The organism is Carnobacterium sp. 17-4 (genome assembly GCF_000195575.1).
Taxonomy (GTDB): Bacteria; Bacillota; Bacilli; order Lactobacillales; family Carnobacteriaceae; genus Carnobacterium_B.
Window position 1 is genome coordinate 2247248 of the sequence record NC_015391.1, and the last position, 22982, is coordinate 2270229.

At 32.9% G+C, this 22982-nt stretch carries 17 protein-coding genes; 2 read left to right on the forward strand and 15 right to left on the reverse strand.

All coding sequences use genetic code 11. The annotated features are described in order from the left end of the window. Positions 1-1197 precede the first annotated feature (1197 nt). From CAR_RS10650 to CAR_RS10680, 7 genes are all read right to left on the reverse strand, one after another. Entirely contained in the window at positions 1198-2232 is a 1035-nt protein-coding gene (locus CAR_RS10650) for an aldose epimerase family protein (protein WP_013711741.1), read from the reverse strand. A gap of 38 nt (positions 2233-2270) precedes the next feature. Continuing rightward, positions 2271-3749 (reverse strand): xylulokinase, encoded by a 1479-nt coding sequence (gene xylB / locus CAR_RS10655; RefSeq protein WP_013711742.1) that lies wholly within the window; start codon positions 3747-3749, stop codon positions 2271-2273. A 180-nt stretch (positions 3750-3929) separates the two neighbouring features. After that, positions 3930-5549 carry a glycoside hydrolase family 43 protein gene (locus tag CAR_RS10660; protein ID WP_013711743.1) on the reverse strand — a complete coding sequence of 540 codons (1620 nt, stop codon included), beginning with the start codon at positions 5547-5549 and terminating at the stop codon, positions 3930-3932. A 27-nt stretch (positions 5550-5576) separates the two neighbouring features. Beyond that, positions 5577-6887 carry a xylose isomerase gene (gene xylA / locus CAR_RS10665; protein ID WP_013711744.1) on the reverse strand — a complete coding sequence of 437 codons (1311 nt, stop codon included), beginning with the start codon at positions 6885-6887 and terminating at the stop codon, positions 5577-5579. A gap of 230 nt (positions 6888-7117) precedes the next feature. After that, positions 7118-7960, reverse strand: a complete 843-nt coding sequence (locus CAR_RS10670) for a carbohydrate ABC transporter permease (RefSeq protein WP_013711745.1) — start codon at positions 7958-7960, stop codon at positions 7118-7120. Next, positions 7961-8902 carry a carbohydrate ABC transporter permease gene (locus CAR_RS10675; RefSeq protein ID WP_013711746.1) on the reverse strand — a complete coding sequence of 314 codons (942 nt, stop codon included), beginning with the start codon at positions 8900-8902 and terminating at the stop codon, positions 7961-7963. A gap of 78 nt (positions 8903-8980) precedes the next feature. Then, a complete protein-coding gene (locus CAR_RS10680) occupies positions 8981-10294 on the reverse strand; it encodes an ABC transporter substrate-binding protein (protein WP_013711747.1) in 1314 nt (437 codons plus the stop codon). An 805-nt stretch (positions 10295-11099) separates the two neighbouring features. Between CAR_RS10680 and CAR_RS10685 the strand changes: the two genes are divergently transcribed. Continuing rightward, positions 11100-12260 carry an ROK family protein gene (locus CAR_RS10685; RefSeq protein WP_013711748.1) on the forward strand — a complete coding sequence of 387 codons (1161 nt, stop codon included), beginning with the start codon at positions 11100-11102 and terminating at the stop codon, positions 12258-12260. A gap of 807 nt (positions 12261-13067) precedes the next feature. Here the strand turns inward: CAR_RS10685 and CAR_RS10690 are convergent. The 4 genes from CAR_RS10690 to CAR_RS10705 form a co-directional block, all read right to left on the reverse strand. Then, positions 13068-14435, reverse strand: coding sequence for a D-serine ammonia-lyase (locus tag CAR_RS10690; protein WP_041556625.1), 1368 nt, complete (start codon positions 14433-14435; stop codon positions 13068-13070). 119 nt (positions 14436-14554) lie between these two features. Continuing rightward, the gene (gene serS, locus CAR_RS10695) at positions 14555-15826 is read right to left on the reverse strand and encodes a serine--tRNA ligase (protein ID WP_013711750.1); all 1272 of its coding nucleotides are present in this window, start codon (positions 15824-15826) and stop codon (positions 14555-14557) included. A gap of 57 nt (positions 15827-15883) precedes the next feature. Continuing rightward, positions 15884-16951 (reverse strand): PTS sugar transporter subunit IIC, encoded by a 1068-nt coding sequence (locus tag CAR_RS10700; RefSeq protein ID WP_013711751.1) that lies wholly within the window; start codon positions 16949-16951, stop codon positions 15884-15886. Positions 16952-17022: 71 nt separating this feature from the next. Then, on the reverse strand, positions 17023-17382 hold the full coding sequence (locus tag CAR_RS10705; RefSeq protein ID WP_013711752.1) for a RidA family protein: 360 nt from the start codon (positions 17380-17382) through the stop codon (positions 17023-17025). A gap of 196 nt (positions 17383-17578) precedes the next feature. Here CAR_RS10705 and CAR_RS10710 point away from each other — a divergent pair, with 196 nt between their 5' ends. Then, positions 17579-18283 (forward strand): helix-turn-helix transcriptional regulator, encoded by a 705-nt coding sequence (locus CAR_RS10710; protein ID WP_013711753.1) that lies wholly within the window; start codon positions 17579-17581, stop codon positions 18281-18283. A 297-nt stretch (positions 18284-18580) separates the two neighbouring features. Here the strand turns inward: CAR_RS10710 and CAR_RS10715 are convergent, their stop codons facing one another. From CAR_RS10715 to CAR_RS10730, 4 genes are read right to left on the reverse strand one after another with little or no spacing between them, the layout of a single operon-like run. Continuing rightward, a complete protein-coding gene (locus CAR_RS10715) occupies positions 18581-19915 on the reverse strand; it encodes a PTS galactitol transporter subunit IIC (RefSeq protein WP_013711754.1) in 1335 nt (444 codons plus the stop codon). 3 nt (positions 19916-19918) lie between these two features. Continuing rightward, positions 19919-20368 (reverse strand): PTS sugar transporter subunit IIA, encoded by a 450-nt coding sequence (locus tag CAR_RS10720; protein ID WP_013711755.1) that lies wholly within the window; start codon positions 20366-20368, stop codon positions 19919-19921. A gap of 10 nt (positions 20369-20378) precedes the next feature. Beyond that, positions 20379-20663 (reverse strand): PTS sugar transporter subunit IIB, encoded by a 285-nt coding sequence (locus CAR_RS10725; RefSeq protein ID WP_013711756.1) that lies wholly within the window; start codon positions 20661-20663, stop codon positions 20379-20381. A 12-nt stretch (positions 20664-20675) separates the two neighbouring features. Further along, the gene (locus tag CAR_RS10730; RefSeq protein WP_013711757.1) at positions 20676-22601 is read right to left on the reverse strand and encodes a BglG family transcription antiterminator; all 1926 of its coding nucleotides are present in this window, start codon (positions 22599-22601) and stop codon (positions 20676-20678) included. Positions 22602-22982: the final 381 nt, after the last annotated feature.

Sequence of the window (22982 nt, forward strand, 5' to 3'; positions counted from 1 at the left end):
TATAAGTTGTCAACCCTTTCATTTCCAATATATGACGATATTCTGTAAAAAAGAATATCAGAAGCTTATCTACACATAATAATTTATAACTTACTTCTATTCCAAAAAGATGAACAGCTCTTTCAGAAAGTACTTTTTCAAGAAAAGATGGCTTTGTTAGTGTAAATACTAATATCAGTATTTATTCTGGTATTAGTATGAATAGATTTTTATACTATGGCCTATATGAAAGAAGCGTAAAAATCGATGGTTACTCAATTTTGGCTAATTAAAAGTAATTTTTCTCTATCATTTGATGATTTAATTCATTTATTTATTTATTTGATAGTAACGGTAATAAGGGTTGCGACAAAGCCTACCTGTCCCTTTCATATATCCAAATGACTATTCTAAAACGTGCTCCCAAAAGCATACCCAACTTCCACTTTGTCATGCCTGTAGTTACTTCAGCTATGTACAGACATGATATGCTTAGGTTTTTTAGCCTACAGTGCTTCTAGCTCGATGGTCTGTGGCCATGCTGTGCTTATTAGTTGCTCTAGCTCTTGTGGCTTTAGCCAAATTAGAGATAAGGTGCGTTAAAACACTTGGTCCTAAACACTCCTTTCCCACCCCTTTCTTAATAAATTCACTAAAAATCTAAGTATGAGTATTGCTGATTTTATTGCTACATATTGCCCCCAAAGTAATTTATATAAAAAGTTCTTTAACATAAAAATTCCGGAAATTTTGTTATTGTTAAAGAATAGAACCGTAAGTTCATTCAATTAAAAGTACTCTACTTTACGGATTACAACTTGTAACTAAAGCTCTAGTTACCTATTGAATCTAGTTAATTAGGAAATATCATTTTACAAGAAGCTTTTTCGGCAAACTTTAGGATTGCAAAAAAATGCTCTCCTTCGACTGCTGCAAATGAATTACTGTATAATTTTTGGTGTGGATGAAGAAATTCATTCACACCTATTTTTGCATAGAAAAATAAAAACAACTGTATTTCCAGAACTTTAAATGCCCTATTTTAATTAATTTTAAAGCGAAAAAACAGCGTGAGTTATTTATCTCACGCTGACTAAATCAGCTTTTATTTTAACCAAAATTAACTCATCCACACCATTTGACGTAAAGCCAAAATTCATATATCGCTCACTAATTGTTTTTAAGCTTGATTCAACTTGAAGGATATATACCTGTTTATTATTCTATATCAAATGAAAATAATGTTTGTTTTTCATATGTTTCGCCAGCCTCTAATATGATTGATGGTAACTCTCGATGATGTAACAATGCTGCCGATGATTGTGTCTCAAAACACACTCCTGAATATTTTTTTGATGTACCTCCCGATAATTCAAGACCCTCTATTAAATTCTGGCCTGTATATAAAACCATACCAGGTTGATTAGTTTTAATCTTAAGAATTCTACCGCTCATTTCTTCTTTAACAACAACATTCTCTTTTTTATCATTATCGAATATAAAGTAATGATCATAACCGTTACCCACAATTTTATTTTGCGCTGTTTGAGAGGTTATTCCCTCACTAATTCGTCTTCCATTTCTAAGATCAAAGTTTGTATTTATTGCATCCTTTATTTTACCGGTAGGGATTAGTTCCTTATCAAGCTCAAGAAATTTGCAACTATCTATGAATAATCGATGATTATGGATAGTACTATCTAGATTTCCTGATAAATTAAAATAGGAATGGTTCGTTAACGTTACTGGAGTTTTTTTATCTGTAGTTGCCCAATAATCAATTATAAATTGGTTATTATTCGTCAGTGTATACGTAACCGATACATCCAAATTTCCTGGATAACCATTTTCTCCATCTTTTCTTAAATAGCTTAGAGTCACACCTACACTATGATCTGTTTTAAAACTTTCAGACTTCCATACAATACGATGGAATGAATCTGTTCCACCATGTAAATGATGGTTGCCATCATTCTTTTCCAAATTAAATTTTTCTTCATCAAGCGGAAATTCAGCTCCTTCAATCCTGCCTGCAACGGGACCAATTATTGCACCAAAGAAATTTTGATCTGACTCATAATCTTTGTAGTCTGGATAGCCTAAAACAATATTTGCTATGTTGCTATTCTTATCTGGAACTAAAATTTTTGTGATTATTCCACCATAGTTTAAAAATTGTACTTCCATTCCTTTATCATTGATAAGGCTGAATAGTTTCCATTTACTATTCACTGTCTGAATTTTTATATCCATCTCGCACCACCATTTACTTGTTTAATTACAATTTATATTTAACGGAAAAAATCTTTAGTACTTGGATAAATCTCATTATATTTTTTATAAAAAATTTTATATTTCTCTACATTTTCTGGTATTGGATAAATCTCTTTCTTATAAGAAACAACTTTTTCTGCACATTTTTCCAAATCAGAGAACCAGCCTACTCCTACGGCTGCTATCATAGAGGCTCCCATAGCTGGTCCTTGCTCTGTCGACATCGTTACAATCGTTGCATCAAAAATATCTGCTTGCATCTGTAACCAATCACTATTCTTTGCTCCTCCACCTACAGATACAACTTTATTAAATGATTTACCTGACTTTTTCTCCATTAAAACTTGTGAATCTTTTAATGAATAAGTAATTCCTTCTAATACAGCTCGAGTAAAGTGATTCCTTGTGTGGTTAGCATCAATTCCGATAAAAGTTCCTCGAACTTTACTATCCACATATGGAGTACGTTCTCCAACAATATAAGGAGTAAAGTACAATCCGTCCGAACCCACTGGAATAGCATCTACTTTTTTTAGCAATTCATCGTACGTTTCATTTTCTGCAAAAGTATTTTTGTACCAGGTCAGACTATGTCCCGCTGCTAATGTAACACCCATTGAATAATAGGCATCCTTTGCAGCGTGGTTAAAGTAATGTAAATCACCTTCGTAGTTCTTATCACCTGTCTCTTCATATGATAAAAATACACCTGACGTTCCAATACTTGCTAAGGCAACACCTTCTTTAACGATACCCGCTCCTACAGCAGCACATGCATTATCGGCTCCTCCTGCAAATACTTCAATTCGCCCTTGAAGACCCAATATTTCAAGTAATTCTTCCCGAACTGTTCCAATATAGTCAGTAGAATAAACTAGGGGTGGACAGATGCGTGCTTCAATATCGAAAGCATCCATTATTTTTCTGCTCCAACACTTCTGTTCAACATCCAACAATAACGTACCTGCAGCATCTGAATACTCCATCTGTTGATTTCCTGTCAACCAATATCCTAAGTAATCTTTAGGCAGTAAAAAACGTTCTACTTGTTGCCAGATTTCGGGTTCCTTCTCTTTCACCCACAATAATTTGGGTAATGTAAATCCTTCTAACGCACGATTTTTTGTGATACTGATCAAGTCTTCTTTTAGTGTTTCAGTAATTTCCTGACACTGTTCAGTTGTTCGTACATCGTTCCATAAAATAGCATTTCTCAACACGTCATTTTTTTTATTTAGTAAAACTAAACTGTGCATTTGACCTGAAAAACTGATTCCTTGAATACCAGAAGCCGCATCCGGAATTTCTTTAACGATAGTTTGAATCACTTTTTCAGCAGCTTTCACCCATTCTACTGGATCTTGTTCGCTATATCCCGATTGTGGTGTAATCAAGGGATATTCAGCAGATTGAGTAGTGATGATGGTTCCTTCTTTTGTCATCAGTAGTCCTTTTAACGAACCTGTTCCTAAATCTAATCCTAATACGTATGACATATTTTTTTCTCCTCACTTTGCTGTTAGCAGTTTTTTTAATAACAATAACGAGCTTTAGAATAAACAAAAGTCTTTTACAGTAGGAGTAAGATACTTAATCTTAAGCTACTGTAAAAGACCAATTATATAACCTAATGTTATTACTTACTTATAAGTCGTTATTACTCTAAACTTCTTTGATTACTTTTCTTTATATGAAAAGTAATCAAAGTCAGCTTCTAATTCATAACCAGAATAATCAATATTCGCCATTCCTACAAAAGCTCCTGTGAAGAAACCTCCATAAGTTTGATTTACATAATCATCTGATAAAATCTTAGCATCTAGTTTCACTGGAATATCAATCCAATTTGTCCCATTGAAGGAATAGGCATACGTATAATAATCCGTGCGCACTTTCACTTTAAAATAAACATATTCGACATTTTCAGGTACTTTGATTGCTTCTTCTTTAAGAAAACTTGTAAAGATTCTACGATTATTTTGCGTGACCTCAATCACTCGTCCATTAATTTCATTCCATGTAACTTGAATCATAGACCAATGTTGAGTATTGTAGTAATTTACTAATCCAGCCATTTGTTGGTGGGTCTTCGGTTGGTAGTTAACTGCAGTTTCTGCATCAAACTCAAAAGCTTGCCAACGACGAGCTACTAAGGCTTGTTCGTGCTCATTTGTGAGAGAACCACGGCCTATCAAACGAAGATGTCCTGGATTAGCTGTTAAGGATCCTAAATAGTCATTAAAAGGGACCCTTAAGGTATTAAAATGAATGTTCAATTCTTTCTCATCAAAATTATCTTTTTCAAGATAGTTTAGTTCAAAAAGCGTTTCAATGGCATCTTTTGGTGCTTCAACTTCTTTTGCACCTTGTTTGCCACCAACAATCATTGGCCACTTTTCTTCGTCCCATTCTACTTTTTGAATGGCTGTTTCTCTACCTAATGTACACCATCCTCTAGGATCGGTTGCTGATTCTAGAGCATGATGCCAAGGTCGTCCGGTTAGATGGGCAAAATACCATTCTCCACTAGGTGTTTCAACTAAAGCCCCATGTCCACACTTTTGAAGATAGTTTCTTGGAGAGTCATAAGCCGTTAAGAATGCTTCACCAGGTTGAGTTTCGTACTCTCCATAAAGTTCTTTTGAACGAGCAACAACTTCTTGGTGGGTATAAACAGTTCCACCCTCTGCAGCAAACAGATAATAATATCCAAATATTTTATAAATATGTGGCCCTTCAACTAATTTAACATCTGTGCCTCGATAAATGATTTTTGCCGTTTTAGGAAGAAGTTTTTGTTGTTCAACTGAATACTCCGTCAATTTGATTCCATTAAAAGCGTGATGATATTCACGGTGATCCCACTCCATTTGAAGAAGGTACTTTTTCCCGTTATCGTCATGAAATAATGAAGCATCAAAACCCACACCATTTAATTTAATTGGATCGCTCCATGGTCCATAGATATTTTCAGCAGTTGTTAAGTAATTCGTTCCATCTTTAAATGGCCCTTCTGTTATTTTCACATCCGTATACACTAACCAAAACTTGCCATCCGCATATGAAAGGTCAGGAGCCCAGATACCACCAGAATCTTTATTGCCTTTCATATCTAGTAATGTTGTTGTTGACAAGGGGTGTGTAATCAATTGCCAATTCACTAAATCCTTTGATTCATGAATTTGAACTCCAGGAAACCATTCAAATGTCGAGTTTGCAATATAATACGTATCATCTACTCTAATAATTGACGGGTCTGCATTAAAACCTCTTAATACAGGGTTTTTTATAATCATTTCCTACCTCCTCTTTGATAGTGTCTCTTAAATTAAGTAATCATTTAATTTTGATTTGATGTATTCAATATGAGATGATTCATTTTTGATTTCGTTATGTTCTAAAGCATACGTTGTCAATGTTTCTAAATCTGCTTTCCCAGATAGAATATCTGAACCAATACCTGTTTCATAACTTGCATAACGTTTTTCTTTTAATTCATCTAAGAAGCGCGTTTCTTTTATTTTAGCAGCTGCTTTTAATCCTCTAGCAAAGGTATCCATTCCTGCAATATGTGCTAAGAACAAATCTTCCATTTCAAATGATGTTCGGCGTACTTTTGCGTCAAAGTTGATTCCTCCAGGTTCAATTCCGCCGTTTTCTAAAAATTCAACCATAGCTAAGGTTACTGAATAAACATCTGTTGGGAATTCATCTGTATCCCATCCTAAAAGCATATCTCCTTGGTTCGCATCAAGTGATCCTAAAGCGTTGTAGTTACGAGCTACATTCATTTCGTGTTCAAATGTATGACCAGCCAAGGTTGCATGGTTTGCTTCTAAATTCAATTTGAAACGATCAGTTAAATCGTATTTTTGTAAGAATGCCATACTTGTTGCTGCATCAAAATCGTATTGGTGTTTCATTGGTTCTTTTGGTTTAGGTTCTAGTAAGAACATCAGCTCTTCATGACCAATTTTGTTCGAATAATCAATCGCCATATGGTAAAGACGAGCAATATTTTCTTCTTCTAATTTCATATTTGTATTGATTAGATTTTCGTAACCTTCACGTCCGCCCCAGAAAACGAAATTTTTTCCGCCTAACTTTTTACTGATATCAATCCCTTTTTTCACTTGTGCAGCTGATACAGCATAAACATCTGCATTAGAACTTGAAGCAGCTCCATGAACATATATAGGGTTAGAATGTCTGTCAGCTGTATTCCATAATAATTTAATTCCTGTTTGGTCCATTTTTTCTTGAATAAGATCTGTGATTATATCTAAATTTGTGAAAAATTCTTCTAGCGTTTCTCCGTAAGGAGCCACATCCATATCATGGAAACAGAAATACTCAACTCCTAATTTTTCAAAAAATTCAAACGATGCTTCTACTCTGTTTTTTGCCGTTTCCATTGGATCATCCGTTAACCAGTCTCTTTGATTGACGCCTTTACCAAATGGATCCGACCCATCATTTGTAAATGTATGCCAATAAGCTACTGAGAAACGCAATTGTTCTTTCATAGTTTTTCCTAGTACTATTTCTTCCGGATTGTAATGACGGAATGCGAAAGGATTTGTTGATTCTGGTCCCTCATATTTAATTTTATCGATTGATGGAAAGTATGTCATAATGGTTAGTCCTCCTAATTTTTGTTTAAGTAATAAATCCTTTTAGCTAGTTTGTTTGTTCGTCATACTAACTAAACTAATCATAATGTTTTAGTTTTGTTTTGTCAACGTTTTCATTAATTTGTTTCACTGTTTTTAAAATGAACTCAATTCTTATTCTTGGTCAAAAATCATTCACTAAGAAAATCTCGCAAGCAAAGCGATTTAGTATAAAACAACTCTTATCTCCTTTATCCTTTTACTCCTCCCGCTGAAACACCGCCTATAATGTATCTTGATAGGAGTAGATAAATCAGCAGTAACGGAACGATAGACAATGATATGCCCAAATACATGCTTCCGTACTCTGTTCTATAGGTATCTGTTTTAAGTAATTGCATCAACATAGGCAAGGTATATTTATCTTGTTCATTAATCAATACTAGTGGCATTAAAAAGTTATTCCAAGAAGATACAAAACTAAAGATTCCCATAGTGGCTAGACCTGGTTTAAGTAATGGTAATATAATCGTATGGAAAATTTTAAATTCTCCCGCCCCGTCCATTCTTGCTGAATCTGCTATTTCTTTTTGATAAACGGTTTCTAAATATTGTTTCATAAAAAATACAGTTGATGGAGCAGCAATAGCAGGAAGAATCAATGGAATATAACTATTCAATAATCCTAACTTACTCATAAATTGATAAAATCCTACCATACTTACTTGAGGTGGAATGAGTATCAAAAACATAATCATTGAAAACATAAAGGTTTTCCCTTTAAATTTATAAGCAGTTAACCCATATGCTGTTAAAGAAGAAAAATACAACGTCAATATTGTAGAAAGGCTTGCAATAATAAAACTATTCGTATATCCGCTAAAAATATCGAAACCTTTATTCATTAGTACATCCCAGTTATATTTTAAATTACTTCCTGCAAATAAAGATATTCCTTGTTGAATCTGTTCCGAAGACCTAGTTCCATTTGCAAGTACGATCCAAAAAGGAATAATACTAAGAAAGGTTAATATTCCAAAGAAAATGTATATCAACATTCTTTGTCTTTTAGCAATTAACTTATCATTTTTCATTTAATTCACCTTTTTTTCTTTAAAAGATCTAAAAATACATAGACTAAAAACAATTGAAATAACTAATAGAACAACTGAACCAGCTGAAGCAATGTTTAGACTTCTGCTTCCTTGAAAAGCTTGTTTATAAATAAAAGTCATCAACGTTTCTACACTGTTATTAGGAGCCCCATTCGTTAATAGAAGAGGAATATCGAATATTTGTAATCCTCCTATTAATGATGTTATTAATACATAAAGTGTAATAGGTTTTAGTAATGGCATAGTAATATTTTTAAAAACGGCCATATCACTAGCTCCATCTATACGAGCTGCTTCAAATAGCGACTCGTCAATGCTTAATATACCTGCTAGTAGAACAATAGTCGTTTGTCCATACCACATCCAAAATTGAATGAATGAAACAATCAATCTGGTCCCCATCACGCTTCTAAAGAAATCAAATGGGGCATCTAATACTCCAAATTTAAGTAGCAACATATTAAGTGGTCCAGCCGGGTAACTGAACAAAGAATAGAAGATGAGCGCTACAGAAGCGGCTGTAATAATATTCGGTAAATAGAATATTGTTTTGAAAAACCCAGTTCCCTTCAAATTCAATCTTCTATTTGAAAACCAAAAAGCTAAAATCATTGCCAAAACGATCTGTGGAATAAAGTTCATCGTCCACAAAACAAGCGTGTTCGTTAGAGACTTGAGAAACAATGCATTACTAAATAGATTAATGAAATTTTGAATACCTACTAGTTTAAATTCTGTATCCCACCCACCTAAATCCGTAAAAGAAAGTAAAATGGTATAAAGTGTAGGATACAAATTGAAAAATAAGAAAACTAAAAAAAATGGTAATAGAAAGATATAAGCATAATTGTTATAACTTTCTAAACTCTTTCTTTTTCTTTTAGTTTTCTCCTTACTCAAAATAGTTTCTTCTTTTAACACGATAGAATCCTCCTAACTCTTTTAAAAAAGGGATAGCAATTTCAAAACAATGCTATCCCTCATTTTAGGTCTTAAAGCTTAATCAATCTCTAAATCTGGATAAGCATTTTTTGCTGCATTTTTAAAGTCATCTATTGCTTGGTCAAGTTTTATTTCACCTTTTGAGTAAGGAATCAAAGCTGAATCATTGAAAAGAGTATTTAACGTTTGATCATATTCTGTAACGATAGAAGCATCGATTGAATCAATTTGATCAGCAAATTGTTCATAGTGATTTTGGCCACCTAAGAATTCCTCAGAAAAACCTCCTTTTATTTCATCAACTACGGTTCTATTTGATACGACATCTCCTGTATCTTCGGCCCACTGTTTCAAAAATTCAGGATCAGTAGTTAAATATTCTACTATATCTGCTGCTGCTTCCTTAGTGTCAGATGTTTCTGTAACTCCCATCCATGTACCGCCTCTAAAGTAAGTAGCAGGTCCTTTTGCCATTTTCCAATCACCTTCAGTAGAGTTAGAAGCATCAGATGACTCTGCATTAGGTTTTAACCAAAAATGTAGTCCCCATGTAGGTAAGCTGTAACCAAAAACTTTGTTATTAGACATTCCTGAAAAATAGGCTTCACTTTGAGGAGGAGCATCTAACATTAAACCTTCTTCATTCATTTTCTTTGCTAGTTCCAATAGTTCTGTAATATTATTATCAATTTCAAGCTGGTTATCTACTACCCAACCTTTTTCTCTAGTACTGTAGAAAGGAAAAGATAAATCTTCTATACCAGATATCATATCTAACTCACCATTTGAAGCTTCATCTATTTTTTTAGCGGTTTCATAAAAACCATCCCAAGTAGAGATTGTTTCTTGCATTTCTTCAGGAGTTTCTATACCAAGATATTCCTTAGCAAAACTATCACGATAAAAAAATGCTCCTGGTGCTGCCTGCCAAGCATTTGCAACTTGAACACCATCTTTGTTCGTACCTACTTCTTTTACATAATCATAAGTATTTTCTAAATTTTCAGATAAACTAGAAAATTGATTTAAGTCAGTCAACATACCAGACTCAACATATTTTTTCGCAAAGTTTCCTTCCATCAAAACAACATCTGGAGCGTCTTTAGATCCTAATATAGGGTCCAGTTTTGCTTCAAATTGCTCTGTTGGTGTAGTAACTACATTAATTTTGTAATCTAAATCTGGATGGCTAGGTAAATAATAATCATTTATCATTGTTGAAATTTCATCTGTAAATGACCAAATCTCAACTGTCTTTTCTTTATCATTTCCATTTTCTTTTCCATTTGCTGATTCTTCACTTGAATTTCCACATGCTGCTAAAAGAGTTACCATACTTGCTGTTAACAGAATACCCCATCTTCTTTTCATCTTCTTACCTCCATTAGTGTATAAAAATCGGATTCCTTTTAATTAAAAGATTACTAGATAAAATTTAACTGTATATAAAGAGTTTACCTTTCACCATAAACAAAAATTAAAGATCCTCCTTTTCGTTTCACTATTTATTTCATACTCTAATTCAGTATTTTTCTTGTTAAATTAGAATATTTTTTATAGGTATATCATTTTTGTCTATGTAAAGAATTTTATGCATGGATAAATACTTATGAAATCAATAAAACTAAAAATCTTAACGTTTTACTGAAAATACTTTGTAGATAGGATTTTAAATCGTTAAAAACGAAGCATTAGGTGTTATAAGTATCTCCTCATCTTTTCCCCCTCTATAATATAATATTTCGTTAGTTGGTTTGTTGACCAAACTAACTCATAGCTAAATAATAAGTCCTTTTCCATTTTTTGTCAAGCGCTTTCATTATTATTTTTGATAAATAACCTCAAACTAATTAAGCATACTGATTTAGTCTTTCTCTTCTTTATCTTAATGATATAAAAAACCATAATTTGTTTTATAACTAAAATATCCTTCTAATATTTAGTATGCTGAACAAAATTTTCTAATTATCAGTAAGGTGTTACTTTAATTTCACTTTTCTTATTTTTCAAATACAATAAGCTATATAAAAATTCTTTTTTCCTTATTATGAAATTTGTGCTATCATTTGGTTTGTTAGTCAAACATACTATTAGAAATAAATTTCAAAAAATTAAAACGTAGACTCTTTAATCATCTCACTAACAAAAAAAATACAAAGACAAAGGATTGATTTAAATGATTGCGGATAAATATACAATCAGAGAACAAAATGAAGCAATTGTTTTAACAAATATTATAAATAATTCAGAAATTTCACGTTCTGCAGTTTCCAAAAGTACTGGGTTAAATAAAGCTTCTATATCAGAAATTGTAAAAAAACTCATTAATGATCAATTAATCAATGAAACTGGCATCGGAAACGCCTCTTCAGCAGGTGGACGAAAACCTATCATGCTACAATTAAATAAGCATGCTGGAGTTTCCTTAGGAATCGACTTAGGGTATGATTATATTGCGTCTATGTTGACCTACTTAAATGGGGAGCTTGTAAAGGAAAAAAGAACTACAGGTACTTTAATTACAAAAGAAAATGTAGTAGAAATCATTGAAGATATTATTGAATCATACACAAACCTAGCAACTGAGCTTCCTTATAAAATTATTGGCGTTACTATAGCCATACACGGAATTGTTTTTGAGAACAATATTTTATTTACTCCTTATTACAACTTGGATAAAATCGATTTATTTAAAGAATTATCTAATATTATAGATATTCCTATTCACCTGGAAAATGAAGCTAACCTAACTGCTCTTGCAGAGAGTACTTTTTCATCAAAAAAAAATAATCTTGTGAGCGTGAGTATCCATAGTGGTATTGGTGCTGGTATTGTTATGAACGGTTCTTTGTATTGTGGGTTAAATGGAAGAAGCGGAGAAATTGGACATATGACTCTTTATCCCCATGGCTTAGATTGCCCTTGTGGAAATCATGGTTGTTTTGAACAATATTGTTCAGAAAAATCGATAGTGAATCAATTCCGATTTTTAAAAAATGATCCCTCTTTATCTATTGATGATCTAGTCTGTTCATTTGAGAAGAATGATGAGCAAAGTTTAACACTTATCAATAAATTTACTGAAAACTTAAGTATTGGTATTAATAACCTTATTGCTACCTATGGCCCTGAAATCATTTATATAAACAGCTCTTTAACCAGAAAAATACCTGGAATTTTACCAACCGTTAATAATAGGCTAGTAACCTCATTCAATAAGAACACTCCACTTTATGAGTCTCGACTTGGAATTAAAGCTTCACTTTTTGGTGCAACAGCCTTAGCTATTAAAAATTTTTTAAAAGTAGAATACTTAGATTTCCGAGTTGAATCATGATTCTTATTAAACTTGGTTAAAGAAAAGTACTTTTGTGTAAGAATTTTTTTTAATATGCTTTAGATAAAAAAATGCACTTTTTCATTTTGTAGAATAAGTTCTATGCGAAATGTGTTAGATATTCATGACGAAAATAGGTTATTTAAAGATCAATACGTGGAATATGGTCAATACAAGGGGGAGATATAAATTTATCAAGGAGCTATTGACTTACACCCTAAGAAATATCTATCGCGTAATCAACGAAGAAGTAAAGAACTATAAACCTTTCTATTATTCACTTCCTTCTCACTTATCTTTTTAAGAGTTTAAGTATTTAAATGGATAAAATGTCCAAACTATCACAATAGATATAAATGCAAGTTATGCGGGCTTTATTCCTGTGATATTTTGCATTAAAAATAAGGTTACCTACCCCTATAATAAAAAAGAATCGAAGGCTTAATAATAAAATCAAAGCCCTTAGTCGTGTTGCTTCTAGCTACAGAAACTTTAGTAACTACAAAAACCGATTCATTTTATATTTTAATATAAAACTAAAAATACAAACGGAAGAAAAATTTTTAAAAAAAGAAATAGGTTTCATGATTGCTTAACGCAATTCATGAAACCTATATAAAGAATTGAAATTACAAGTTTTTTATTATTCACAAACGTGATTTAACGTAGAACCCATTTCACACTCTTTTTTTGATTAGTAATCTATTAAATTCACCATAATTATTTATTTTAATACTTTATAATGCAATAATTTTTCAGCTACTGCTATATGCAGTTTACTTGCTTCTAATGCTTTCTCAATTCAGCTTAAACTTTACTTTTTTCTAAGCCTTGTCGATAAAATTCTACCATATCTTCTTTAGGAACCATACTTCCTCCAGTAGCCCATGCAATATGTGTTGCTTGATTCATCTTTTCAGTCAATCCTTTTTCTGCTAAATAACGTTTTCCTTCTAGTGTACCGAATAAACGAGCTACTCCTGGTACACCAGCTAAAGCTGCTGGTTCTAAGTAAATTTTCTCTTTATCAATCATGGCTGTCAATAAATGTTGCGCTTCTTTTTCTTGCAGTGTAAACCCGCCGTCAAAGAAGTTTTTCATTAATTTCGAAACAAAACCTGATGTTCTCGGAACTGCTAAACCATCCATTCCCGTTTTACCATCAATATCAAAATCATCTATCGATACTTCGTCATACTCATTGGTAATCAATCCTAGCATCATTGAAGGCATGTGTGCTGGCTCTGAAAAGAAACAATGAACATTGTCCCCATAAACTTGTTTTAATCCGAATGTGATGCCGCCTGGGCTGCCACCAATACCACATGGCAAGTAAACAAATAATGGATGGTCTTTATCAACTTGTATTTTTTGTTGATCTAATTGCTTTTTAAGTCGACTTCCGGCTACTGTATAGCCTAAAAATAAATCCACGGAATGTTCATCATCTACAAAATAACAGGATGGATCTTGATCTGATAGCATTCTTCCATTCTCCACTGCTTTTGTAAAGTTTGTATTGTGTTCAACAACTGTTACACCATGGGATCTAAGCAAATCTTTTTTCCATTGCTTTGCTTCTACAGACATGTGAACAGTAACTTCAAATCCTAGTTTTGCTCCCATTATCCCTACACTAATTCCTAGATTCCCAGTTGTTCCTACCATAATTTTATGTTTAGCAAAGAAATCGCGAAAATCACTACTTGCGAAAATAACATAGTCTTCATCGATACTCTTCAACAATCCATTTTCTAACGCCAATGTCTCCGCATGTTTTAATACCTCATAGATTGCTCCTCTTGCCTTGATCGTTCCTGCAATTGGTAACGTGTCATCACGTTTTAGTAATAGTTTTCCTTCAATAATTGTATCATAATAACTCTCCAATTCGTCCTTAATTGCTGGAATTGCCGATATTTTTGATTCAATGATTCCTTTTGTTTTTTCAGTCTCTGGAAATGCGGTTTCAATATATGAAGCAAAACGGGCTAAACGTGCTTCAGCATCATCTACATTGGTTTTAGAAAGTTCCACTTTTTTTGAGGCCGTTGCAAAATCACTCTTGAAACGATTAATCCAAAAAACATTTTTCGTGTTCATTATATCTTTTAAGACTGGAATTTCTTCTTTCCAATTTCCCAATGTTTTCCCTGCAATCACTTGTTCATTCATATTATTTCCTCCTAAGATCACTCTAGTGGTGTTTTTATTATTTTCAAATTTTAGACCGATTATTATTTCTTATAAATCTTTTTGACTTATCTGTTTTATTAAAATATAAAATCAGATGATCAATGAATGACCTCAATACCATCCATATAAGGAATGAGTATAGTTGGAACAAGAATACTACCGTCTAACTGTTGATAGTTTTCTAAAATAGCAGCTACCGTTCTTCCTACTGCTAATCCAGATCCGTTTAGAGTATGCACAAATTCAATTTTTCCTTTTGAATCACGATACCGGATCTTAGCTCTTCGTGCCTGGAAATCTAAACAATTTGAACACGAAGATATTTCTCGATAAGTATCTTGTGAGGGAAACCACACTTCTATATCATACGTTTTTGTAGCAGAAAACCCCATATCTCCTGTACTTAATACAATAGTCTTATATGGAATCTCTAATAGTTGCAATACTTCTTCAGCATCATGCGTCATCTTTTCTAATTCATCAAAAGAAGATTCTTTGTCGGTAAATTTGACCATTTCAACTTTATGGAATTGGTGCATCCGGATCAATCCGCGTGTATCTCTTCCAGCACTTCCAGCTTCTGAACGGAATGAAGGACTTAATGCGGTAAAATAAATAGGCAGTTTTTCGTATTCAATAATTTCATTAGCGTAATAATTCGTCAACGGAACCTCAGCAGTTGGAATCAACACTAAATTTTCATTTTCTATACTAAAAACGTCTTCCTTAAATTTAGGAAACTGTCCTGTACCAAACATCGCCGATTCCTTCACTAGGTAAGGTGGGATTACTTCTGTATACCCATGCTTTCTAGTGTGTAAATCTAGCATGAAGTTATAAACAGCTCTTTCCAATCTAGCTCCTAGTCCTTTGTAATATACAAAACGTTTACCTGCAACTTTTGACCCTCTTACAAAATCGAGTATACCTAGATTCTCTCCCAGTTCGTAATGAGGTAATACCTCAAATTCAAATTTTTTTTTCTCACCATTAACGCGTATTTCTTCGTTTTCTTGTTCATCGTTTCCTATAGGAACACTTCCATCTGCTATATTCGGAAGTGTAAAGAGAATATCATTTAATTCTTCCTCGATACTCGTCAGTTGTTCTTGTAACTTTTTAATTTCTTTATTCTTTTCTTTTGTATCGTAGTCCACTTCATCAGTATAGACTCCATTTTTTTTCAACTGCTGAACTTTTTTGTAAGCCATATTTTTTTCATTTCTCAAATATTCAACTTCTTTTAGTTTAGTTCTTCGATCCTCATCTAAATTTATAATTTCCTTGATTACCCTTTTTTCTATCCCTCTATCTATCATACGTTGGTGATAATGATCTTCGTTTGTTCTGATTCTACTAATATCAAGCATTAATTGCCCCCCTCACGGTTATCAATTTGTTATCGTTAGCACATACCTTTTACTTCTTTAAAATTTAATGTCAGATACAACTTCAACCGTTTTCTTTTTCGCCAACCCACCGTCTGATCTAACTTCATCAGCCGTTACGATTTTGGTGTTTCTAAAGATGTACGATCCAAGATAGCCGCTGGCCACGCTGACAATGATACATCCTAAGGCCGTGATCAGTACTTTCCCTGCTGGATTGTACGCGAACATAACTGCAAAACCAGCAATCGGAGTTGCTGTCCCAGGAGTGTTGTTTACCAATCCCATAAGCGCCACAATAATTCCGCTTGCTGCCCCTCCAATAAAGTTCGTTCCATAAACGGGAAGAGGGTTCGCAGAAATAATGTCAGCTTGAGTCAATGGTTCTATAGCTACAGCTATGGTATCTTTTTTACTTCCAAATTTCATTTTGCTAAACAAAACATAATTCATAAAAGATGATCCAAAGACAGCTAATGCTCCGATAGCCATTGGAACTCCAGTTAAGCCTAACATCGCTGTTAACGCCATCGAACTTAAAGGCGCTGTTGCGACTACTGTGATAATCCCCCCTAAGATAATCCCCATCATTATCGGACTAGCGTTAGCAGTGGACGTCAATATTTCACCAATTTGAAGCAGGGTAGCGTCTACGAGAGGAGAGCTTATTGTCCCAATCAATCGAGCTAAAGGAGCACCTACAACAATAATAACGATTAAATCTAAACCGCCCGGTATCTTTTCTTCCATCTTCTTTATAACAAAAGAAATTAGATATCCAGCGATAAACCCAGGCAATATTCCCATACCTGATAAAGAAAGCCCTACCAAAACAGCGTATACTGGAGAAACGCCTAAAGCTAAAGGAACTAATATCGCTGCTGCTACACCTCCTAGGCTTCCATTAGCAGCACCTACTTCTCCTAAAAATTTTAAATTCAGTACATTTCCAAAAAAGGCGTAGTGAAAAGCTTCCACTAAAAAACTTGCACAAGCTGCATTAGCCAGCGCTCCCATTGCTTTCGAGCCGTGTGGCGCTTTGTAATTGAATATCGTGAAAAAAGACAGTACCGCTAATAGTAAAACCGTTCCAATTAAAATATCCATTAAATCCCCTCATCTTTCGTTTTTGGTAAAACTACTTTTCTGTAACCATTTTATTTAAGTATTATTATGAATTATTTTAAAAAGGCAATAGCTTCAATTTCAATCATAGCATTCTTTGGAAGCTTCGAAACTTCAAAAGCAGTACGTGCTGGATAAGGTTCTTCAAAAAAATCTTCAAATAATCTATTTACTTCATCAAAATCAGATAAATCCTTCAATAGAACCGTTGTTTTAATAACATCTTCCATCTTTAAATTTTCTTTTTCTAAAATAGACTGGATATTCATTAGTGATCTCTTACATTGATCTGTAAAGGTATCTTCTAGTTCATTTGTTTCAGGATCTATAGGCAATTGCCCCGATGTAAAAAGAAGGGTGCCTGCTTTTCGGTATGGAGAATAAGGACCAATAGCTTGTGGTACATTGTACATATACATCACCTCCCCGTATTTATATTCTTACTATAACTCTAAAAGAAAACGCTGTCAATAATTTTTTATTATCATTCAAATAAATTATAATCATTATTAAAATATAAAGTTAAGATGTTTATTTTTTATCATTGTGTTATAATCTTTGTAACTTACTTACATAATTATATGTGGGGAAAAAAGGGGGACTTGTAAAATGAAAAAAGAGATATTTAATCAATACGAGAATTTAGTTTATTTTTTAGGTAAGACATTAGGTACTAATTACGAAATCGTGTTTCATCTAATTGAAGAAGATTATTCTTATATTGCTGCAATTGCAAATAACTCTATCAGTGGAAGAACAAAAAATTCTCCGCTTACTGGTTTTGCCTTAGAACTTATGAAGAAAAAAGAATACTTGAAAAGTGATTACGTAACGAATTATAAAGCAAAATCAAATGGTGTAAATCACATTCAAGGTTCTACTTTTTTTATTAAGGATGATCAGGGCAATTTGGATGGTATGCTTTGCATCAATACAGATTATACAAAATACAAAGATATTGCTAACGATATTCTCCAGCTCATAAATATAAAAAATGATGCCTCAGATAGTCGGAACAATACAGTTAAACCAAATCAGCTATCCTCTAGTACCGCTCAAGAAAATGGTGATGAATTCGTAGAGGTCCTTTCTAGCAATATAAAAGATATCATTTTTGAGGAGATTGGTCCTGGTGTTTTTAATGAGAACTTTTTATTGAATCAAGATGCAAAAATCCATATCGTAGAACAGTTAGAGAAGAAAGGTATCTTCCAACTAAAAGGGGCTGTTTCGCAGGTAGCAGAAGTTTTAAATGTATCAGAACCAAGTGTTTATCGTTATCTAAAAATTGTTACAAAAACAAATCAAGTTTAAAATGCTCTCAACAGATCTTCACTTATTAAGTAGCTTAGAGCCATTGGTTTAGTATTAAAAATAGTATCTACTCAAAAAAATCAAACGGGCTAAGTTCTTTAAAGAACTTAGCCCGTTTGATTTTTTTGGTGTGGATGAAGAAATTTTCATGACTTATTTTAAATAAAAAAAAGCAACGTGAGAAAGATCCTTCACGCTGCTTAATCTAGATTCTAATTTTTTAACTTAGTTTAGCTCATCCACAACATTTTAGGTAGAGCTTTTGTTTATCAATTTGCATTTTAATTTCTATACTCCTTAGACTTTGTCTTCTTTTATGATTAGAACTCTGTTCCAATACATTAATGCTATTGCAACAACAGAAGATACAGCTACACCGATCCATTTATATTCGGAAATCTTTACGATAACAAATGGTAACCAAGAGCTACCATAATCAAGGCTCGAAATTAAACTTGATCCTTCTGGAACAGAAAAGTTTGCTGCAGAAGCAGCTTCTGTAAAAATAGGAGCAATATTTGTTCCTATTAAAAGTCCTCCAGAAACGATAATAATACCAACAACCAACGTTCTAAAGAAATCTCCTCTACATAATGGAGCAATTAAGACAAACATAAAAGGCAATCCAGCTAAACTTGCAAATGGAAGAAATTCATTTCCTGGAATAAGGAAAGCTAGCAATATGGTTATCGGAACCATCACAAGCGAAATAGTTAGAGTAACGGGATTTCCTACACCAACAGCTGAATCTAAGCCAATATACAGTTTACTATTTCCTTTAAATTTTTCTTGGATTTTTTGTTGTACGGTTTCACTAATTGGCATTAACCCTTCCATTAATACAGCTGCCATTTTTGGAGTTAAAACCAATACAGCTGCCATAACAATGGCAAGATTTAGTGAACTTTTAACATCATATCCAGCCACTAACCCTAATAAGATTCCTACTAATGTTCCTAGAATTGCTGGATCTCCAAATATTCCAAATCTTTTTTGAAATTCTTTTTCATCCAATTTTATTTTGTTTATTCCTGGTATTTTATCCATAATGGCATTCAATACAAACGCGATTGGAGCAAATGAACCTGTGAAAGCATGTGGAATTGATATTCCTGGTAATCCTAATTCTCTCTCCACCATTGGTGCTGTCCTATCTGCTATAACCATAATGATAATCATATTAATCGCTGCCATAATTAGACTGACGATGATGTCATCTGTAATCAGATATACCATTGACCCTGTAAAAGCAAAATGCCAATAGTTCCAAATATCCACGTTTATCGTTTTCGTAGTTTTAGTGAAAAGCATAAGTAAATTTACAACAATACAAACCGGAATTATTAGTACTCCTATTGCTGAACCAAACGCAATTGCACTTGCTGCAGGCCAACCTACATCAAGTACTCGTAAGTTTAACCCAAAGTTTTGAACCATTTGTTCCGCTGCTGGTCCTAAATTGTCAGTCAATAAAGAAATGATAACATTTAATCCTGTAAAACCTATACCGACCATTAAACCTGATTTTAATGCTTTCCCAAATTTAACACCTAGAACTAATGCAAAAACTGTAAAAATGATTGGCATCATTACTGCTGCACCTAGGTTAACTAAATAATTCAAAATTCCCATAATTTACTCCTTTATTTCATTATTTATAGTTTCTAATATTTGTATTTTACTTTCAGACTGCAATAAATCATTTATAAATTGATTGTTTGAAAATAAACTCATTAAATTACTTAACACTTGAACTTGGCTTTCTTTTTCCTTCACTAATAGGAAAAAAAGTAATTTAATCGAAACATCGGCATCGCCGACCATTTCTTTAAACAGAATGGTCTCATCTAATTTAACCACTGCAATAGCTTGTTTTTTGATGTGCATCGCTTCTGTATGTGGTATTGCGATACCACATACTTCTGTTTGTAATCCCGTTGGGTATTTTATTTCTCTTTGCTTCAGTGCTTCTTGATAACTATCATGAACATAGCCCTTTTCAAAAAGATCTTTTGAAATTCGATTAAACAGATCATTTTGTGAATGATAACTCTCATTTAGATATATCAATTCTTCTGAAAACATACAATTCCTCCTACAAATCTAACGTTTTTATTACGTCATCAATTATTTTATCTATACCTATTCCTGTAATTAAGCCCAAGCCAGAAATAACGGGCACACCATATCCATTTCCGCCTTGGGCTGTCGTTACGATTAAATCATGTCCGCTTACAGTTGAAGGTAATTCAGCTAATGAAGTTTGTGTAAATTTTACAGAATCTGCTTTCCCTCTAGCTTCTAAACCATCTTTTAATTTTCTCAAAGCTACCGTACTAGTGGCAATACCTGCTCCACACGCTACAATTATTTTTTTCATTATTTTTTCCTCCTAATTAAATAATTTTTTCAAGTAAATGAAATTTTTTTGTTTTATAAATTCATCAACTTTATATTGATAATCAACTTTTTCATATATTTCTAAAAATAATTCCTTGTATTCTCTTATCGCCTTTTTATCCACGATAATCATAACAATCAATTGAACTTTCCCGAACTCCCATAATATTGGATCTTTTATAATTCCAAAACAGATAGAAGAACGAAAAACTTTTCCATCCATATTATGCGGCACACATACTCCATTGCCAATTTCAGTAGTCGCCATATTTTCTCTAGCAAAAATTGATTCTTTGCATTTTTCATCTATAAAACCAAGGTCATAAATTTTCTCAGCCATTACAGATAAACACTCATTTTTTGTCGCATAATTTAATTCCGAAAAAAATAGTTCTTCATAAAATAAGCTAGAGATAGAAAACTCAGTAGAACCATAAGTTATAAATTCCTGAATTTTTTTAATATCATCATCACTAACAATTGGTGTAATAACTACGTCTGGAATTAGATATTTTTTTGGCAAAGGCACAGTAGATATAATAATATCAACATTTGTAAACTCTATATCATCTAATTGATACATTGCATACACACCGACAACTTTTATATTTGAATTAAGCTTTGACTGAAGTTTAGCTTTTAACAAAACAGAAGTGCCTAATCCGGTTGTACAAACAACTACAGCCCGTATTTCTTTATTTGTTTGAATTGAATTTGCCCTTTCTAGAGCACCGCAGAAATGTAAAGTTAAAAAACCGACTTCATTAACATCAATTTTTATATTAAATGTTTTTTCTAGTGAGCTGGATAAAAGTTTTGCTAATTGCATCGGAAATGGATAATTATTTTTTATTTCTTCAATTAATTCATTATTGATTGGCATATTTAGTCGAATTCTATGCAATGCACTTTCTAAATGCAAAAGTAATCCATTTTTCAAGATGTCATCCTGTCTAAAATCTAATTGATACATTTCATTGATTTCAACCAGGACCCTTTCTAATAGTTCACTTTCAGGAGTCTTTATCCTCTTGCTTAGTGTATCCTCACGTATCAACATTCTTTTTTGACCCAAAAGATGCAAATAAATATTAACTATTTCATTTTCAGGGATATGCAAATTAATTTTGGTTTCTATTTCTTTAGAAATTGACTTTGCACAACGGTATTCGTCAGATTCTTCCTCAATCATATTTGGCTTTTGATCAATACTTCCATTATCTAATCTGAGCCTAGAAATGGCGATTTCGACATGTATAATTAGATTCCTAAAGCCTATATCCGTTATCGGAATACGATGTTTCCTAATGTTCCGGATTACAACTTCTTCGACAGAAACTTTATCTGTAGATGATATGCTGAATATCTTGTCTAAATGCAATTCACTTTGTTCAAGAACTAAATAATCTACAATCAATTGGCGAATGTTCTTTTCTTCCCCTTTTAATTTCAATCCTTTATTTGAAATTTTGGATAGCTGGATGTTATATCTTTGGAGAACATCCTTTACACTATTCATATCCTTTTTCAAAGTTGTTAAACTTACAAATAATTCATCCGCAAAATTTTCTAGAGTATACCCTTTTTCTTCCATACTCAAAACAGCAAATTTTCTGATTATCCATTCAATTCGAGACTGTTGCATATTTGGAATCAAAGCGTCTTTATCTTCATAGTCTTTAAAAACAAACTGGATAGCTTTTTTTGACTCATGAGGAATGGCATAGCCTCTTCCTCTTAAAGACTCGATCTTATTTGCCTTCAATTTTGTTAACAGCATATTGATGGTGTTGATTTCTCTTTGCACTGTTTTTTTTGAAATTGCCAGCTCTCCTGCAATGTAATCGCTTTTAATATACTCATCACTCTTTAATAATAGGGACAATATTTTTTTTTGACGATCCGAAAAATTCACCATGGGTTCCGCTCCTCATAAGTACACTCTAATTGTTTTTCAGTATTTATCATAGACTCTTAATGTCTCTTGTCAACGGACATTGCTACATTAAGACCTTTTTTCATCATATTTATAGCTCTAATGATATTATTATTAATAGAATTTTTTAATTTTCTATAATTTCTTCTAGAATGAACGGATTTGCTTATATAGAGCTATGACAAAGCCTCAATTTTGCTGTCTTCAGGCTGTCTTCAGGCTGTCTTCAGGCTTTCAATCCTCACCTTCTGTTCAGTAATTAAAAATAAATAAAAACCCCGCCTCATACAAAAGAATTTTCTTTTGCACACGGACGGAATCATTGATTTCATCTTGCTACCTTATTTTATGAATCCTTTACAG

Coding starts and splice junctions, on each gene's coding strand:
- CAR_RS10710 (WP_013711753.1), top strand. CDS start 17,579: ATGAAAAAAGAGATATTTAATCAATACGAGAATTTAGTTTATTTTTTA.
- CAR_RS10705 (WP_013711752.1), bottom strand. CDS start 17,382: ATGTACAATGTACCACAAGCTATTGGTCCTTATTCTCCATACCGAAAA.
- xylB (WP_013711742.1), bottom strand. CDS start 3,749: ATGTCATACGTATTAGGATTAGATTTAGGAACAGGTTCGTTAAAAGGA.
- CAR_RS10690 (WP_041556625.1), bottom strand. CDS start 14,435: ATGAATGAACAAGTGATTGCAGGGAAAACATTGGGAAATTGGAAAGAA.
- CAR_RS10685 (WP_013711748.1), top strand. CDS start 11,100: ATGATTGCGGATAAATATACAATCAGAGAACAAAATGAAGCAATTGTT.
- CAR_RS10730 (WP_013711757.1), bottom strand. CDS start 22,601: ATGGTGAATTTTTCGGATCGTCAAAAAAAAATATTGTCCCTATTATTA.
- CAR_RS10715 (WP_013711754.1), bottom strand. CDS start 19,915: ATGGGAATTTTGAATTATTTAGTTAACCTAGGTGCAGCAGTAATGATG.
- xylA (WP_013711744.1), bottom strand. CDS start 6,887: ATGACATACTTTCCATCAATCGATAAAATTAAATATGAGGGACCAGAA.
- CAR_RS10720 (WP_013711755.1), bottom strand. CDS start 20,368: ATGTTTTCAGAAGAATTGATATATCTAAATGAGAGTTATCATTCACAA.
- CAR_RS10650 (WP_013711741.1), bottom strand. CDS start 2,232: ATGGATATAAAAATTCAGACAGTGAATAGTAAATGGAAACTATTCAGC.
- CAR_RS10660 (WP_013711743.1), bottom strand. CDS start 5,549: ATGATTATAAAAAACCCTGTATTAAGAGGTTTTAATGCAGACCCGTCA.
- CAR_RS10680 (WP_013711747.1), bottom strand. CDS start 10,294: ATGAAAAGAAGATGGGGTATTCTGTTAACAGCAAGTATGGTAACTCTT.
- CAR_RS10700 (WP_013711751.1), bottom strand. CDS start 16,951: ATGGATATTTTAATTGGAACGGTTTTACTATTAGCGGTACTGTCTTTT.
- serS (WP_013711750.1), bottom strand. CDS start 15,826: ATGCTTGATATTAGTAGAATCAGAACAAACGAAGATCATTATCACCAA.
- CAR_RS10725 (WP_013711756.1), bottom strand. CDS start 20,663: ATGAAAAAAATAATTGTAGCGTGTGGAGCAGGTATTGCCACTAGTACG.
- CAR_RS10670 (WP_013711745.1), bottom strand. CDS start 7,960: ATGAAAAATGATAAGTTAATTGCTAAAAGACAAAGAATGTTGATATAC.